The sequence below is a fragment of the Leifsonia sp. EB41 genome (genome assembly GCF_041262565.1).
Classification (GTDB): Bacteria; Actinomycetota; Actinomycetes; order Actinomycetales; family Microbacteriaceae; genus Leifsonia.
The window spans coordinates 462,259-478,378 of sequence record NZ_JBGCCJ010000001.1 but is presented as its reverse complement, the minus strand read 5'-3'; the positions used below and the strand labels follow the sequence as shown (position 1 = coordinate 478,378).

The window sequence follows — 16,120 nt, the reverse complement described above, 5'->3', positions numbered from 1 at the left end:
CGAGCGGGCCGGTTTCGGTTGTGCCGCTGGTGGGACTCGAACCCACACGCCCTTCCGGACAAAGCATTTTGAGTGCTCCGCGTCTGCCATTCCGCCACAGCGGCGCACAACAACACCTGAACAATACCGTAGGCTTTTGTCCGTGACTGACCAGGAGACCACCCCCGCCGCACCCCGCCGAGTCGTCGTTGCGGAGGACGAGTCGCTCATCCGGCTCGACATCGTCGAGACCCTGCGCGACAACGGTTTCGAGGTCGTCGGCGAGGCCGGAGACGGCGAGACCGCGGTCGCGCTGGCCACCGAGCTGCGCCCCGACCTGGTCATCATGGACGTCAAGATGCCCCAGCTCGACGGCATCTCCGCGGCCGAGCGCCTCTCCAAGAACCACATCGCGCCCGTCGTTCTGCTGACGGCGTTCAGCCAGAAGGAGCTCGTGGAGCGCGCGACCGAGGCCGGCGCCCTCGCCTACGTGGTCAAGCCGTTCACCCCGAACGACCTCCTGCCCGCGATCGAGATCGCCCTGGCCCGCTACCAGCAGATCATCGCGCTGGAGGCCGAGGTCTCCGACATGGTGCAGCGCTTCGAGACCCGCAAGCTGGTCGACCGCGCGAAGGGCCTGCTCAACGAGAAGATGGGCCTCAGCGAGCCGGACGCGTTCCGCTGGATCCAGAAGGCGTCGATGGACCGCCGCCTCACCATGCACGACGTCGCCCAGGCGATCATCGAGCAGCTCGCCCCCAAGAAGTAGGCCCCGCAGGCACATTCGTGCCGAATCGCGCGAAACGACGCCGCATTCGCGACATTCGTCACGAATCGCGGCGGCCTCCCGCTACAGGTCCTTGATCAGGTTCGTGATGCGGATGGTCGAGCAGCGACGCCCGCGGTCGTCGCTCACGGCGATCTCGTGCGTCGTCAGCGTGCGGCCGAGGTGGATGGGCGTGCAGACGCCGGTGACGTAGCCGTCGACCGCCGCACGCGTGTGCGACGCGTTGATCTCGATGCCCACCGCGAGGCGCCCTTCGCCGGCATAGAGGTTCGCCGACATGGAGCCGAGCGACTCGCCGAGCACCACGTAGGCGCCGCCGTGCAGCAAGTCCGCGGGCTGCGTGTTGCCGAGCACCGGCATCCGCGCCACGGCCCGCTCGATCGTGAATTCCACGATCTCGATGCCCATCTTGTCGGCGAGGGCGCCGAGCCCCCGCTGCTTCACGTACGCGAGCGCGTCCTCGGTCATTCTGGTGCCTCTCCGCCCTCGTCGGCTGTCGTCCTGGACTGTCACCGGCCCCTTGTAGGCTTGCCTGGTGTCAGACTCCGAAAAGCCTACCCTTCTCGTCATCGACGGCCATTCGCTGGCATTCCGGGCCTTCTACGCACTGCCGGTCGACAGTTTCGTCAACCGTGAAGGGCAGCACACGAACGGCATCCACGGCTTCATCGCGATGCTGATCAACCTGCTCCAGCAGCAGCGCCCGACGCACCTCGCTGTCGCGTTCGACATCTCCCGCTACTCGTTCCGCACGCGCGAGTACCCGGAGTACAAGGGCACCCGCAACGAGACCCCGTCGGAGTTCGTTGGCCAGATCCCGCTGCTGCAGGAGGCCCTGCACGCGATGAACATCACCACCATCGCCAAGGAGGATTTCGAGGCCGACGACATCCTCGCCACGCTCGCCCGCCAGGGCAGGGAGCAGGGCTACCGCGTCCTCCTCGTCTCGGGCGACCGCGACGTCATCCAGCTCGTCAACGACGACGTCACGCTGCTCTACCCGAACGTCCGAGGCGTCTCTGAGCTGAAGGTCTACGACCCCGCGGCCGTGCGCGACCGCTACGGCGTCGAGCCCCACCAGTACCCGGAGATCGCGGCGCTGGTCGGCGAGACCAGCGACAACCTCATCGGCATCGACAAGGTCGGCGAGAAGACCGCGGTCAAGTGGGTGCAGCAGTACGGCACCGTCGAGAACATCGTCGCCCACTCCGACGAGATCAAGGGCGTCGTCGGCCAGAATCTCCGCGACCAGCAGGAGAACGCCCTCCGCAACCGTCGCCTGAACAAGCTGCTCGACGACGTGGAGCTGGAGGTCGCGCCCGACGACCTGGAGCGCAAGCCGCTCAACGAGAACGCGGTGCGCGACATCTTCGCCCGCCTCCAGTTCAAGACCCTCCTCGACCGGCTGCTGAAGGCTGCGGCTGAAGACGGTACCTTCACCGGCGCCGGCACCGCGCCCTCGGAGGGCGACGTCGGGGCCGTGAGCGCCCCGGTCGTCCGCACCCTCGTGGACGAGGAGCTCGCCAACTGGCTGGCCAAGGCCTCCGCCGACGGCGCCCCGGTCGCCGTCCAGCTCGAGACCGGCCCCGCCGGCATCACCGGCTTCGGCCTGGCCGCCGCCGACGACACGGTCTACGTGCCGTGGGCCGCCGGCCGCCCCGACTACACGGCGCTGGAGGAGTGGCTGGCGAGCAGCGCTCCCAAGTACTTCTTCCACGCCAAGCCGCAGTTCAAGGCGCTGGCCCGCGCCGGTTTCGTGGTCGACGGTCTCGCCTTCGACACCCGGATCGCCTCCTGGCTCGTCAAGCCCGGCGCCGCGCCGCAGTCGCTGGCCGAGCAGGTCTACGAGGTGCTGGGCGAGACCCTCCCGGTGTCCGATCCCAACCAGCTCGTCCCGATCAACGACGCCGTCAGCCCGGCGACCGAGGCCTGGTACATCCGCCGGGTCGCCGAGGGCCAGATGATCGCCCTCGACGCGGGCACCCGCGCGGTGCTCGACGACATCGAGCTCCCGCTGGTCGCGGTGCTCGCCGAGATGGAGCTCGACGGCGTCTCGATCGACACCGAGGTCCTGCGCCGCCTGCGCGGTCAGCTCACCGACAAGGCGAACGACTACGCCGCGCGCGCCTACGCGGAGGTCGGCCACGAGCTCAACCTCGGCTCGCCGAAGCAGCTCCAGCAGGTGCTGTTCGACGAGCTCGGGATGCCGAAGACCCGCTCGACCAAGACCGGCTACTCCACCGACGCCCAGTCGCTCGCCGACCTGCAGGAGAGCAACCCGCACCCATTCCTCGACCTGCTGCTCCAGCACCGCGACGCGACCAAGCTGAAGCAGATCGTGGAGACGCTGGAGCGCTCGGTCAACGGGGACGACCGCATCCACACCACCTACGACCAGACCGGCACCAGCACCGGCCGCATCTCCTCCAACGACCCCAACCTCCAGAACATCCCGATCCGCACCGAGGAGGGTCGCGAGATCCGTTCGGCCTTCCGCAGCGCCGAAGGCTACGAGACGCTGCTGACCGCCGACTACTCGCAGATCGAGATGCGCATCATGGCGCACCTCTCCGAGGACCCCGGGCTGATCGAGGCGTTCAACGCGGGGGAGGACCTGCACCGCTTCGTCGGCGCGCGCGTCTTCAGCGTCGCGCCGGAGGACGTCACCCCGCTCATGCGCACCAAGGTCAAGGCGATGTCCTACGGCCTCGCCTACGGCCTCAGCCCGTTCGGCCTCTCCAAGCAGCTCCGCATCGAGACGAAGGAGGCGCGCGACCTGATGGCCGGCTACTTCGAGCGCTTCGGCGCGGTGCGCGACTACCTGCGCAGCGTCGTGGAGATCGCCCGGGTCGACGGCTACACCGAGACCATCTTCGGCCGCCGCCGCCCGTTCGCCGACCTGACCTCCACCAATCGCGTGCTGCGCGAGAACGCCGAACGCCAGGCCCTCAACGCGCCGATCCAGGGCTCGGCCGCCGACATCATGAAGATCGCGATGCTCGGGATTGCCGGCGACCTGATCGACGGCTCGCTGAACTCCCGGATGCTCCTGCAGGTGCACGACGAGCTCATCTTCGAGGTCGCCCCCGGCGAGTGGGACGCCCTGGAGACCATCGTCCGCACCCGGATGGCCGGCGCCGCCGACCTGCGCGTCCCCCTCGACGTCCAGATCGGCCGCGGCCCCACCTGGGAGGCCGCCGCCCACTGACCCCTTGACCCGGTGCTCGGCGCTACCAATAGGCTCGGATCATGACGAACGCAGAGAAGCGCGAATCCACTCCGATCGACACGATCGCTGACGAGTGGGTCGACACCCAGTTGGAGCTCCACCCCGAGTACCACGTCTGGCTCGGCCGCCCCGGCCGCGAGGGCGAGTACTCGGACTACTCGCCGGCCGGCGCCGAGCAGGCCGTGGGCAAGGTCCGGGAGGCGCTGGCCAAGATCCAGGCCGCGACGCCCGTCGACGACATCGACCGCGTCACCAAGATGGACCTCTCCCGCGAGCTCGAGCTCACCATCGAGAAGCACGAGGCCGGCTTCAACCAGCGCGACCTCAACGTGATCGCCTCCCCGGCGCAGGAGCTCCGCGACATCTTCGACCTGGTCCCCACCGACACCGAGGAGGACTGGGCGAACGTCGCCAAGCGGCTGCACAACCTCCCCGCCGCGATGGACGGCTACATCGAGACCCTGCGCAGCGGCATCGCGGCCGGCAACGTCCCCGCGATCCGTCAGGTGCGCGAGGTGCTGGCCCAGGCGAAGAAGCAGATCGCCGACACCGGGTTCTTCTTCGACTTCACCGGTTCCGCGCGCCCGCTGAACGGCGAGCTGCCCGCGTCCCTGAAGTCCGACCTGGCGCACGGCGCCACGGAGTCGGCGGCCGCCTACGCCACGCTCGCCGCGTTCCTGCAGGACGAGCTGGCCGCCCACGCGCCCGAGAAGGACGCGGTCGGCCGCGAGCTGTACGCCCTCGCCTCCCGCGACTTCCTCGGCGCGACCGTCGACCTCGACGAGACCTACGAGTGGGGCATCGAGGAGCTGGCGCGCATGGTCGCCGAGCAGGAGTCCATCGCCCGGGAGATCAAGCCGGGTGCGACGGTCCACGAGGCCATCGCGTTCCTGGACGGCGACGCCTCCCGCAAGCTGCACGGCACCGACGCGCTGCAGCGCTGGATGCAGGAGACCAGCGACCGCGCGATCGAGGAGCTCGGCCGCACGCACTTCGACATCCCCGCCGAGATCCGCCGCCTGGAGTGCATGATCGCCCCGACGCAGGAAGGCGGCATCTACTACACCGGCCCGAGCGACGACTTCGCGCGCGCCGGACGGATGTGGTGGAGCGTCCCGGAGGGCGTCACCGAGTTCGACACCTGGCGCGAGCTGACGACCGTCTATCACGAGGGCGTCCCCGGTCACCACCTGCAGATCGCGCAGGCGACCTACAACAAGGCGCAGCTCAACTCCTGGCGCCGTATCGCCGGCACCTCGGGTCACGCCGAGGGCTGGGCGCTGTACGCGGAGCGCCTGATGGAGCAGCTCGGCTACCTCGACGACCCGGCCGACCGGCTCGGGATGCTCGACGGCCAGCGGATGCGCGCCGCCCGCGTCGTCCTCGACATCGGCGTGCACCTGGAGAAGCAGCTCCCGGACGGCTCCGGCCCGTGGACCGGCGAGTACGCCTTCGGCTTCCTCGCGAACAACGTCAACATGAACGAGGGCTTCGTCCGCTTCGAGGTGAACCGCTACCTCGGCTGGCCGGGGCAGGCGCCGTCGTACAAGATCGGCCAGCGGATCTGGGAGCAGCTCCGCGACGAGTACGCACGCCGCGAGGGCGCCGCGTTCGACATCAAGGCGTTCCACAAGAAGGCGCTCGACATCGGCGGCGTCGGCCTCGACACGCTGAAGTCGGCGCTGCTCGACTGAGCGGCCGGCCACTCGCAGTGAGCGCGCAGCCGCGATGACCTCCCCGTACCGGGCCGTGCTCGGCCCGGCGTTCGACGAGCTCCATCCGCGGCTGCGCGCCTACTTCGACGCCATCCCGGCCGGGTCCACCGGCACGGGCCGGGGCGTGTTCGACACGGTCGGCACGCCCCGGCGCTGGCTGTGGCCGGCGCTGGCGGTGTTCGGGCGGGCGCACGTGATGTTCCCGGTGTGGGAGCGGGGCGTGCCGTTCACGGTCGAGAACGTGCCCGCGGTGTCCGCCGATGGCGGCCCGGCGGTGCGCGCGGTGCGGCGGTTCGAGCTGGGCGGGCGCGTGCTCGACATGCGCGACGAGATCGGCGTGGACGGCTGGATGGTCGTGGACCGTCTCGGCTCTCCGGTGCTCGCCGAGGCGTGGTTCTCCGCGCGCGTGATCGACGGCGCCCTCCGGCTGACCTCCCGCACGGTCGCGGTGCGGGTGGGGAGGATGCGGATCGTCCTCCCGCGTGCGATCGCTCCGGTCGTCGCGCTCACCGAGCGGTACGACGACGAGCGCGACGCGCAGGCGGTCTCCGTCGTCGTCCGCATCCCGCTGATCGGTAGGGTGTACCAGTACACGGGGACGTTCCGATACCAGGTCGGGAGCGCCGCCGTCGCATCGGGGGAGTGAGTGAGCGAGCGCATCGTCATCGCCGGCGCGTCCGGCTTCATCGGACGGTATCTGGCGCAGCACTACCGCGCCGCCGGCGCGACCGTCCTGCTGGTCGGCCGCAACGGCGCCGACGCGAGCTGGGGCGACGCCGGGGCCCTGCGCCGGGTCGTCACCGGCGCCGACGTGCTGATCAACCTCGCGGGCAAGAGCGTGAACTGCCGCTACGGCGACGCGAACCGCGCCGAGATCTTCCGGTCGCGGCTGGAGACCACGCGGGCGCTGCGGGAGGCCGTCGCCGGCTCCGACGCCCCGCCTCCGGTCTGGTTCAACGCCTCCACCGCGACCATCTACCGGCACGCGGAGGACCGGCCCATGACGGAGTCGACCGGCGAGCTCGGCACCGGCTTCTCGGTGAACGTCGCGCGCGCCTGGGAGGCCGAGTTCTTCGAGGGCGAGCTGCCGGGCACGCGACGCGTCGCGCTGCGAATGGCGATCGTGCTCGGTGACGGCTCCGCGCTCCTCCCATTGATCCGGCTCACGAAGTCCGGTCTCGGCGGACCGCAGCTCGACGGTCGCTGGTTCGCGACGACCGCGCGCCGCAACGCCGGCACCTTCCACGAGTTCCGCGCCCGCGACGGCCGACAGCGGTTCTCCTGGGTGCACATCGCCGACGTGCTCGGCTCGATCGAGTTCCTGCGCGCGCATCCCGAGCTCGACGGCGCGGTCAACATCGCCGCGCCGAACCCGTCGGACAACCGCACCCTGATGGCGACGCTGCGCCGAGTGCTCCGCGTCCCGGCAGGGCTCCCGGCGTTCCGCTGGATGCTGGAGCTCGGCACCGCGGTCATCCGCACCGAGACCGAACTGGTGCTGAAGAGCCGCTGGGTGGTGCCCGAGCGGCTGCTCGCCGCGGGCTACGAATTCGCCTTCCCCGACCTGGAGCCCGCCCTCCGCGACATCGTCGCCGGACGCGAGTTGCCCCTTTCGCAGGCCAGTCGGTAGACTAGACCGTCACTTGTGTGACATCCACATCCGCCTGCCGTTCGCGGAAGACACCCACAGAGGTTCGCGCTCGGCCTGATTTATGTCCATAACGGAGCATCCACTACATGACAACCGCAACGACCGACAAGGCACCGAAGCAGGTCGCAGTCAACGACATCGGTTCTGCTGAAGACTTTCTTGCCGCGGTCGAAAAGACGCTGAAGTTCTTCAACGACGGAGACCTGATCGAAGGCACCGTCGTCAAGATCGACCGCGACGAGGTCCTCCTCGACGTCGGCTACAAGACCGAGGGTGTCATCCCCTCCCGCGAGCTTTCCATCAAGCACGACGTCGACCCCAGCGAGGTCGTCGAGGTCGGCGACACCGTCGAGGCGCTCGTTCTCCAGAAGGAGGACAAGGAAGGCCGCCTCATCCTGTCCAAGAAGCGTGCGCAGTACGAGCGCGCGTGGGGCGACGTGGAGAAGATCAAGGAAGCCGACGGCGTGGTCACCGGTACGGTGATCGAGGTCGTCAAGGGCGGCCTGATCGTCGACATCGGCCTCCGCGGCTTCCTGCCGGCGTCGCTCATCGAGCTGCGCCGCGTCCGCGACCTCACCCCGTACCTGGGCCAGGAGATCGAGGCGAAGATCCTCGAGCTCGACAAGAACCGCAACAACGTGGTCCTGTCGCGTCGCGCGCTGCTGGAGCAGACCCAGTCGGAGTCCCGCACCACGTTCCTCAACAACCTACACAAGGGCCAGGTCCGCAAGGGCGTCGTGTCCTCGATCGTCAACTTCGGCGCGTTCGTCGACCTGGGCGGCGTGGACGGCCTCGTGCACGTCTCCGAGCTCTCGTGGAAGCACATCGAGCACGCGTCCGAGGTCGTCGAGGTCGGCCAGGAGGTCACCGTCGAGATCCTCGAGGTCGACCTGGACCGCGAGCGCGTCTCGCTGTCGCTGAAGGCGACCCAGGAGGACCCGTGGCAGGTCTTCGCCCGCACCCACGCGATCGGTCAGGTCGCACCGGGCAAGGTCACGAAGCTGGTTCCGTTCGGTGCGTTCGTCCGCGTCGCGGACGGCATCGAGGGCCTGGTGCACATCTCCGAGCTCTCCGGCAAGCACGTCGAGCTCGCGGAGCAGGTCGTGTCGGTCGGCGAAGAGGTCTTCGTCAAGGTCATCGACATCGACCTGGAGCGCCGCCGCATCTCGCTCAGCCTCAAGCAGGCGAACGAGGGCGTCGACCCCGAAGGCACCGAGTTCGACCCGGCCCTCTACGGCATGGTCACCGAGTACGACGACCAGGGGAACTACAAGTACCCCGAGGGCTTCGACCCGGAGACCAACGAGTGGAAGGAAGGCTTCGAGACCCAGCGCGACGAGTGGGAGCAGCAGTACGCCGCCGCCCAGGCCCGTTGGGAGGCGCACAAGCGCCAGGTCGCGAAGGGCATCGAGGAGGCGGCCGCCGACAGCGGTTCCTCGTCCTTCTCGAGCGAGACCGGCAACGGCGGAACCCTCGCCGACGACGAGTCCCTCGCCGCTCTGCGCGAGAAGCTCAGCTCCAACAACTGAGACCCGTCTCACCTGTGAGCGGCCGGTCCCTTCGGGGGCCGGCCGTTCCGGCGTTAACGGCCGATAGGCTGGTGCGCGTGCAGCTGATCGGACTCACGGGCGGGATCGCCTCCGGAAAATCGACCATCGCCTCCCGGCTCGCCGAGCTCGGCGCCGTCGTCGTGGACGCCGACCGCATCGCGCGGGAGGTCGTGGAGCCGGGCACTCCAGCCCTCGCGGAGATCGCCCGGACGTTCGGCGACGCGGTCATCGCCGCGGACGGCAGCCTCGACCGGCCCGCGCTCGGTGCGATCGTGTTCGGCGACGCAAGCGCCCTCCAGAAGCTCAACGGGATCACCCACCCGGCCGTGCTCGCCGCGTCCACCGCGCGGTTCGAGGCCGCGGGCGCCGCCGATCCCGCGGCGATCGTCGTCTACGACGTGCCGCTGCTGGTCGAGTCGGCCAACGAGTACCCGTTCGACCTGGTGGTCGTCGCTCACGCTGCCGCCGCCACGCGGATCGACCGGCTGGTGCGGCTGCGCGGGATGGACGCGGCGGAGGCCGAGCGCCGGATCGGGTCGCAGGCCTCCGACGAGGAGCGCTTGGCTGTCGCGGACGTGGTGATCGACACCGACGGCTCCCTCGACGTCACCCGCGAACAGGTGGACGAGCTCTGGGAGAGCCTGCGGTCCTGACCGCCGTTCCGTGCCCGGCCGTTCCGCTCTGAGCGAGAGCGGGCCGCGATGTCGGTGGTCCTTCCTAGACTGGACCCATGCAAGCCACGCGTCTCGTCCGTCCGTTCGAGGTCGTCAGCGAATTCGAGCCCAGCGGCGATCAGCCCAAGGCCATCGCCGAGCTCGCGGGCCGCATCAACGCGGGCGAGACCGACGTCGTCCTCCTCGGAGCGACCGGAACCGGCAAGTCGGCGACCACCGCATGGCTGGTCGAGCAGGTGCAGCGTCCCACGCTCGTCCTCGCGCACAACAAGACCCTCGCCGCGCAGCTCGCCAACGAGTTCCGCGAGCTGCTGCCCAACAACGCGGTCGAGTACTTCGTCTCGTACTACGACTACTACCAGCCCGAGGCCTACGTCCCGCAGACGGACACCTTCATCGAGAAGGACTCGTCGGTCAACGCGGAGGTCGAGCGGCTGCGGCACTCCACCACCAACTCGCTGCTCAGCCGGCGCGACGTCGTCGTGGTCTCCACCGTCTCGTGCATCTACGGACTCGGCGCGGCCGAGGAGTACCTGGAGGCGATGGTCGCCCTCCAGGTCGGCCAGAGCGTCGGCCGTGACGCGCTGATCCGCCGGTTCGTCGCGATGCAGTACGAGCGCAACGACGTCGACTTCTCGCGCGGCAAGTTCCGCGTGCGCGGCGACACCATCGAGATCATCCCGATGTACGAGGAGCACGCGGTCCGCGTCGAGCTGTTCGGCGACGAGGTCGAGGCGCTCTACTCGCTGCACCCGCTCACCGGTGAGGTGCTCCAGAAGATGGACGCCGTCTCGGTGTTCCCGGCGACGCACTACGCGGCCAGCCCGGCGACGATGCAGCGCGCCATCGGCACCATCCAGGAGGAGCTGCGCGAGCGGCTGCAGGAGCTGGAGCGCGAGGGCAAGCTGCTGGAGGCGCAGCGGCTGCGGATGCGCACCCAGTTCGACCTGGAGATGATGGAGCAGATCGGCTTCTGCTCCGGCATCGAGAACTACTCGCGGCACATCGACGGCCGGCAGCCCGGCGAGGCACCGAACTGCCTGCTCGACTACTTCCCTGACGACTTCCTCGTCGTCATCGACGAGTCGCACGTGACCGTGCCGCAGATCGGCGCGATGTACGAGGGCGACGCCTCCCGCAAGCGCACCCTGGTGGAGCACGGCTTCCGGCTGCCGAGCGCCATGGACAACCGGCCGCTGCGGTGGAACGAGTTCAAGGACCGCGTCGGCCAGACCGTGTACCTGTCCGCGACGCCGGGCCAATACGAGATGGGCATCGCGGACGGCGTGGTCGAGCAGATCATCCGCCCGACCGGCCTGGTCGACCCGCAGATCGTCGTCAAGCCGACCAAGGGCCAGATCGACGACCTGCTCGAGGAGATCCGCCTGCGCGTCGAGCGCGACGAGCGCATCCTGGTCACCACGCTGACCAAGAAGATGGCGGAGGAGCTCACCGACTTCCTCGCCGAGGCCGGCGTGCGGGTCCGCTACCTGCACTCCGACGTCGACACCCTGCGCCGTGTCGAGCTGCTCACCGAGCTGCGCGCGGGCGTCTACGACGTGCTGGTCGGCATCAACCTCCTCCGCGAGGGCCTGGACCTGCCGGAGGTGTCGCTGGTGGCGATCCTCGACGCCGACAAGGAGGGCTTCCTCCGCTCGTCGACGTCGCTCATCCAGACCATCGGCCGCGCGGCGCGCAACGTCTCGGGCGAGGTGCACATGTACGCCGATGTGCTGACGGACTCGATGAAGAGAGCGATCGAGGAGACCGATCGCCGACGTGAACTGCAGATCGAGTACAACCGCGCCAACGGCATCGACCCCACGCCGCTCCGCAAGCGCATCGCCGACATCACCGACGTGCTGGCCCGCGAGGAGGCCGACACCGCCCGGATGCTCGCCGGCCGCGAGCAGCGACGCAAGAGCCCGACGCCGAACCTGCGGAACGGCGGCATCGCCGCCCAGGGCGCGGCCGAGCTGGAGTCGCTGATCGCCGACCTGAACGGCCAGATGCTCGCCGCAGCGGGAGAGCTCAAGTTCGAACTGGCGGCGCGCCTGCGCGACGAGCTGTCGGACCTGAAGCGGGACCTGCGGCAGATGGAGAAGGCGGGGCACCTGGGCTGAGGGTGCCCGAGCCGCGGTAGTCCCACCGCGCGTTCCCACCCCCTCCGCGCTACGGTGGCAGGGTGAGCTCGAAGGCGACGCGGACGCGGCAGCGGTGGGGGATGGTCACCGCCGCCGGCATCCTGCTCGCCCTCTCCGGCCTCGCCCTCGCCTTCCAGGGCGCCCCCGTGTTCACCGGGCTCCGGTTCACCCCGCCGGCCGCCGACCTCCAGCCGCACCCCGGTGAGCAGCAGAAGGTCACCGGCACCCCTGCGCCGCAGGACGTCCCGCACGAAACCCGCATCGACCTGACCTGGGTGACCTACGCGGTCATCGCGCTGATCGTCGTCGTCCTGCTCGCCCTGCTCTACCGCTACCTGCGGTGGAGGCTGCGTCCCGAGTACCCCGGCCTCGACCGCGATGTCGACGGCTCCACCGAAGGTTCCGTCGCGCCAGAGCCTCCTGCGCAGCCGCGGCCCGAGCGGGTGCGTCGCGGCCTCGACCGCGCCCTCGACCTGCTCGGCGAGGGCCGGGAGCCGCGGGACGCCATCGAGCGGGCGTGGCTCGGGCTGGAGGAGGGCGCGGCCGACAGCGGCGTCCACCGGCTCCCGGCCGAGACGCCGGGCGAGTTCGTCCGCCGGGTCCTCGCCCGGGTCGCCTCCGATCGCGATGCGGCCGGGGACCTCCTCGACCTCTACCTGCGCGCGCGGTTCAGCGACGCGCCCGTGACCGCGACCGATGTCGAGGCGGCCCGTGCCGCGATCGAGGCGTTGCGTGCCTCGTGGGGGACCGCCGCGGCGGGCGGGGCGCTCCGGTGACCCGCGCGCGGATGGTGCGGCGAGCCGTCGGGTGCGTGCTCGCGGCCGTGATCGTCGGGGTGGCGGCCTGGTTCTTCGGGATGGACGGCCCGCACGCCGTCGGGCTCGGGTTCGTGGTCTTCGCGCTCGGCGCCCTGCTGTCGCTCCTCGGCGAACAGGCCGAGGTGACCTGGCCGGTCCCGCCGCCGCAGCAGCGGGCGGGAGCGCGGCGGGACGTCGTCCAGCTCGGCTGGTCGCTCGGCGCGCGCGGCGGACGGGTGTCGCCCGAGGCTGTGCGCCGCCTCCGCGGGCTCGCCGCCGAAGTGCTCGACCGGTACGGGGTGCAGCTCGACGACCCGGCCGCCCAGCCGGAGGTCGTCCGGCTGCTGGGCGAGGGGACCGCCGCGATGCTGCGCAAGGGCAGCGCGGCCGCCCCGCGCCCGAAGGAGTTCGCGGCGTCGCTGAGCCGGTTGGAGACGCTGGCCGGGACCAACGCTGGCGGCCACCTGATTCCCGCGGACCAGGCGGTTCACGCATCCACCGGAATCGAACTGCTGGGCGGCGCTCGCCCCGCCGACCCGCTCAACGCAGAAACGACAGGAGCCGCATGACCCCGGAGACGTCCACAACGTCCACCACCTCCACCTCGACCGCCACCGCCGCGCTCCCGGTCACCGAGGTCGCCCGCCTCGGCGCCGAGGTCCTCAACCGCGTCGAGTCCGTCGTCGTCGGCATGCGCGAGCCGCTGCACATCGCGCTCGCCACCGTCCTCGCCGGCGGCCACGTGCTGTTCGAGGACGTCCCCGGCCTCGGCAAGACCCTCGCCGCGCGCAGCATCGCCAGCGCCGTCGGCTTGGACTTCCGGCGGCTGCAGTGCACGCCCGACCTGCTGCCGTCCGACATCACCGGCTCGTTCGTCTACGTGCCGTCGACCGCCGAGTTCGAGTTCCGGCCGGGGCCGGTGTTCACGGGGCTGTTCCTCGCGGACGAGATCAACCGCACCTCGCCGAAGACGCAGTCGGCGCTCCTGGAGGCGATGGCCGAAGGGCAGGTGTCGGTGGAGGGGCGCAGCTTCCCGCTGCCCCGACCCTTCCACGTCGTCGCGACCGCGAACCCGATCGAGTCGGAGGGCACCTACGCCCTCCCGGAGGCGCAGCTCGACCGGTTCATGGTGCGGCTCGGCGTCGGCTACCCGGACGCGGACGGCGAGACGCAGGTGCTGATGGCCCGCGTCGACCGGCGGCACGAGGTGGCCACGGTCGAGCCGGTCACGGACGCCGAGACCCTGCTGGCCATGCAGGCGGGGGTGGAGAGCGTGGACGTCGATCCCGACATCGCCGCATACTGCGTGCGGCTCGCCGCCGCCACCCGCCGGCACCGCTCCGTGGAGGTCGGCGCTTCGCCGCGCGGGTCGCAGGGCCTCCTCCTGGTCGCGAGGGCGCTGGCGGTGCTCGCCGGCCGGGACTTCGTCATCCCCGACGACGTCAAGCGCGTCGCGGTGCCGGTCCTCGCGCACCGGCTGACGCTGACCGTGCAGGCGTGGACCAGCGGCGTGAGCGCCAACCAGGTGGTCCTGGAGGTCGTGTCCTCGGTGGCGGGGCCGCCGGCGGTGGGGACGCGCGAGCGGGAGGCCGCGGACTGATGTCGCTGTGGTCGCGGGCGCGCATGCCCGGCCCGCGCGAGCGGACGGAGGCGCCGGCCGGCGGTTCCGGGTGGGCCCTGAGCCCGGGGGTGACCGCGGCGGCGATCGTCGCGGCGGTGTGCCTGGTCGCCGCGTTCGTGCTGTCACGGGTGGAGCTGATGCTGGTCGCGGCCCCGCTGCTGATGGCGGCCGTGCTCGGCTGGTCGTCGCGGCCGGAGTCCGCGGCCGCGCGCGCCCGCGTGACCATCGCCGGAGACGACCCGGACGGCCGCGTGCACGTCGACGCGGTTGCGGAGGCGGACGGCCGGGTGGACGGCGTGCATATACGAGTCCACCGGACCGACCGCCGGCCAGAGGACGCAGTGGTGACGCCGCGGGAGGCCGCCCGGCTGCGCTTCCGCGTCGCCGTCTCGCACTCCGGCCCGCAGCGGATCCTGTCGCTGGCCGCGCGCGGGATCGGGCCGGACGCCGCGTGGACCGGGGACCCCGGCCTCCCCGCCGTCGCGGAGCGCGTCGTGCGGCCTGCCGCACAGCGGATCCGCAGCCTCCCGCTGCCCGCACGCCTGCTCGGCCTGACCGGCGGCCACGTGTCCGCGCGGCCGGGAGACGGCGGCGAGTTCCGGGACATCGACCGCTTCCGGCCGGGCGACCGGCTCCGCCGCATCGACTGGAAGGCGACCGCCCGCCTCGCGCAGCGCCCGGGCGAGCTGTATGTCCGGAGGACCACGGCGACCTCCGACGCGGCGGTGCAACTCGTGCTGGACGCGCGCGACGACGTCCCCGGCGCCGTCGCCGGCTGGGCGGCGCCGTACCAGCGGCCGGGGGCGACCTCCCTCGACGTCGCGCGGGAGGCCGCGGTCTCGCTGGCGGGCGCGTACGCCGCCGCCTCGGACCGGATCGGTTTCGACGACCTCTCCGACGCCCGCCGTGCGCTGCCGCCGCGCGCCGGCGCACGGCACCTGCACCGGGTCCTGCGGGCGGTCGAGCTGACCACCGCGCACGGGTCGGCGACCGAGCGGGCGCGGGCGCCGCGACTCGCGCAGGGGGCGGTCGTGTTCGTGATGTCCACGTTCCTGGACGACCAGGCCATGCGCCTGGCGCTCACCTGGCGCGCGGCGGGTCACCGGGTGGTGGTGGTCGACGTGCTGCCGCCGCGCGTGGTCGACGAGCTCCCGGCCAGGGAGCGGCTGGCGCTGCGGATCGTGGACCTGGAGCGCGGGCTGCGCCTGGACCGGCTGCGGGCGGCGGGAGCGGAGCTGCTGCAATGGGCGTCGCCGGAGCGGGACGCGATGCTGCGGCGGCTGGCGACGCCCCGGAGGCGGGGATGAGCGGGGAGGCGGGGATGAGCGGGGAGGCGGGGATGACCGGCACGGGGGAGCAGGCCGCGCCCACTCCCGACCTCGGTCTCACCGTGCCCGCCTGGGCCTTCCGCGTCGCCTTCGCGGTCGTCGCGGTTCCGCTCGCCGTCACCACTGCCCCCAGCGGCCCGTGGCCCGCGGTGGCCGTCCTCCTCACGGCGGTCGCCCTCGCCGTCCCGCGCTGGCGGGTCGCGTGGGTCCTCATCGCGGTGCTCGCGTTCTCCACGCTGCTGGAGCCGGGGAGGCTCACGCTCCGGCTGCTCGCCGTCATCGCCGCGGTCCACGTGCTGCACGTCCTCGCGGCGTGGATGCTCGTGCTGCCCGCGACCGCCCGGGTGCAGCCGGCCGTGCTGCTGCCGTCGCTGCGGCGCCTGATCCTCATCCAGCTCCCGGTGCAGGCCGTCGCGATCGTGCTGCTGCTCGTCGCCCGGCCGGCGTCGGCGCCGTGGCTGGCGGTGCTCTCGGGCGGCGCGATCGTCGGGCTGGTGATCCTCCTGGCGGCGCTCCTGCTCGCCCGGCCGCGGGCGTGAGCACCGCCTCCGGTACGAATGTCGGAGGTCCGGCGTACGCTCGCGCGTGGTCGCACATGCCCTGCTCTGGTTGCTAGAATCGAACAAAGCTTCGAACCGGCCGGCG

Annotated in this window: 14 protein-coding genes and 1 tRNA gene; 13 read left to right on the top strand and 2 right to left on the bottom strand. The window is 71.2% G+C overall.

The window, feature by feature from the left end:
• Positions 1-21: 21 nt before the first annotated feature.
• Positions 22-104: transfer RNA gene (locus ABH923_RS02320), tRNA-Leu, on the bottom strand.
• A 38-nt stretch (positions 105-142) separates the two neighbouring features.
• Between ABH923_RS02320 and ABH923_RS02315 the strand changes: the two genes are divergently transcribed.
• Complete coding sequence (locus ABH923_RS02315) at positions 143-748, top strand: ANTAR domain-containing response regulator (RefSeq protein WP_370053648.1); 606 nt, start codon at positions 143-145, stop codon at positions 746-748.
• Positions 749-829: 81 nt separating this feature from the next.
• Here ABH923_RS02315 and ABH923_RS02310 read toward each other — a convergent pair whose 3' ends face one another.
• Positions 830-1,234: a hotdog fold thioesterase gene (locus ABH923_RS02310; RefSeq protein ID WP_370053646.1), complete on the bottom strand. Its 405-nt coding sequence runs from the start codon at positions 1,232-1,234 to the stop codon at positions 830-832.
• A 67-nt stretch (positions 1,235-1,301) separates the two neighbouring features.
• On the opposite strand from ABH923_RS02310, the gene polA reads away from it, so the two are divergent.
• From polA to ABH923_RS02250, 12 genes are all read left to right on the top strand, one after another.
• On the top strand, positions 1,302-3,974 hold the full coding sequence (polA, locus tag ABH923_RS02305) for a DNA polymerase I (RefSeq protein WP_370053644.1): 2,673 nt from the start codon (positions 1,302-1,304) through the stop codon (positions 3,972-3,974).
• Positions 3,975-4,015: 41 nt separating this feature from the next.
• A complete protein-coding gene (locus tag ABH923_RS02300) occupies positions 4,016-5,689 on the top strand; it encodes a DUF885 domain-containing protein (RefSeq protein ID WP_370053643.1) in 1,674 nt (557 codons plus the stop codon).
• Between the two features lie 34 nt (positions 5,690-5,723).
• Positions 5,724-6,356, top strand: a complete 633-nt coding sequence (locus ABH923_RS02295) for a DUF4166 domain-containing protein (RefSeq protein ID WP_370053641.1) — start codon at positions 5,724-5,726, stop codon at positions 6,354-6,356.
• Positions 6,357-7,340, top strand: a complete 984-nt coding sequence (locus tag ABH923_RS02290) for an epimerase (protein ID WP_370053639.1) — start codon at positions 6,357-6,359, stop codon at positions 7,338-7,340.
• Between the two features lie 107 nt (positions 7,341-7,447).
• Positions 7,448-8,890 (top strand): 30S ribosomal protein S1, encoded by a 1,443-nt coding sequence (gene rpsA / locus ABH923_RS02285; RefSeq protein WP_370053637.1) that lies wholly within the window; start codon positions 7,448-7,450, stop codon positions 8,888-8,890.
• A 77-nt stretch (positions 8,891-8,967) separates the two neighbouring features.
• A complete protein-coding gene (gene coaE, locus ABH923_RS02280) occupies positions 8,968-9,564 on the top strand; it encodes a dephospho-CoA kinase (protein WP_370053636.1) in 597 nt (198 codons plus the stop codon).
• A 77-nt stretch (positions 9,565-9,641) separates the two neighbouring features.
• On the top strand, positions 9,642-11,708 hold the full coding sequence (uvrB, locus tag ABH923_RS02275; RefSeq protein WP_370053634.1) for an excinuclease ABC subunit UvrB: 2,067 nt from the start codon (positions 9,642-9,644) through the stop codon (positions 11,706-11,708).
• A gap of 62 nt (positions 11,709-11,770) precedes the next feature.
• Positions 11,771-12,505, top strand: a complete 735-nt coding sequence (locus tag ABH923_RS02270) for a DUF4129 domain-containing protein (RefSeq protein WP_370053632.1) — start codon at positions 11,771-11,773, stop codon at positions 12,503-12,505.
• Positions 12,502-13,095: a hypothetical protein gene (locus ABH923_RS02265; RefSeq protein ID WP_370053630.1), complete on the top strand. Its 594-nt coding sequence runs from the start codon at positions 12,502-12,504 to the stop codon at positions 13,093-13,095. Before ABH923_RS02270 ends, ABH923_RS02265 begins: the two co-directional genes overlap by 4 nt.
• On the top strand, positions 13,092-14,126 hold the full coding sequence (locus ABH923_RS02260; protein WP_370053629.1) for an AAA family ATPase: 1,035 nt from the start codon (positions 13,092-13,094) through the stop codon (positions 14,124-14,126). The genes ABH923_RS02265 and ABH923_RS02260 overlap by 4 nt, the downstream gene beginning before the upstream one ends.
• Complete coding sequence (locus tag ABH923_RS02255; protein WP_370053627.1) at positions 14,126-15,454, top strand: DUF58 domain-containing protein; 1,329 nt, start codon at positions 14,126-14,128, stop codon at positions 15,452-15,454. The genes ABH923_RS02260 and ABH923_RS02255 overlap by 1 nt, the downstream gene beginning before the upstream one ends.
• On the top strand, positions 15,451-16,014 hold the full coding sequence (locus ABH923_RS02250; RefSeq protein ID WP_370053625.1) for a hypothetical protein: 564 nt from the start codon (positions 15,451-15,453) through the stop codon (positions 16,012-16,014). Before ABH923_RS02255 ends, ABH923_RS02250 begins: the two co-directional genes overlap by 4 nt.
• The last annotated feature ends 106 nt before the right edge of the window (positions 16,015-16,120 follow it).

Coding starts and splice junctions, on each gene's coding strand:
- ABH923_RS02310 (WP_370053646.1), bottom strand. CDS start 1,234: ATGACCGAGGACGCGCTCGCGTACGTGAAGCAGCGGGGGCTCGGCGCC.
- ABH923_RS02300 (WP_370053643.1), top strand. CDS start 4,016: ATGACGAACGCAGAGAAGCGCGAATCCACTCCGATCGACACGATCGCT.
- ABH923_RS02295 (WP_370053641.1), top strand. CDS start 5,724: ATGACCTCCCCGTACCGGGCCGTGCTCGGCCCGGCGTTCGACGAGCTC.
- rpsA (WP_370053637.1), top strand. CDS start 7,448: ATGACAACCGCAACGACCGACAAGGCACCGAAGCAGGTCGCAGTCAAC.
- uvrB (WP_370053634.1), top strand. CDS start 9,642: ATGCAAGCCACGCGTCTCGTCCGTCCGTTCGAGGTCGTCAGCGAATTC.
- ABH923_RS02260 (WP_370053629.1), top strand. CDS start 13,092: ATGACCCCGGAGACGTCCACAACGTCCACCACCTCCACCTCGACCGCC.
- ABH923_RS02255 (WP_370053627.1), top strand. CDS start 14,126: ATGTCGCTGTGGTCGCGGGCGCGCATGCCCGGCCCGCGCGAGCGGACG.
- ABH923_RS02250 (WP_370053625.1), top strand. CDS start 15,451: ATGAGCGGGGAGGCGGGGATGAGCGGGGAGGCGGGGATGACCGGCACG.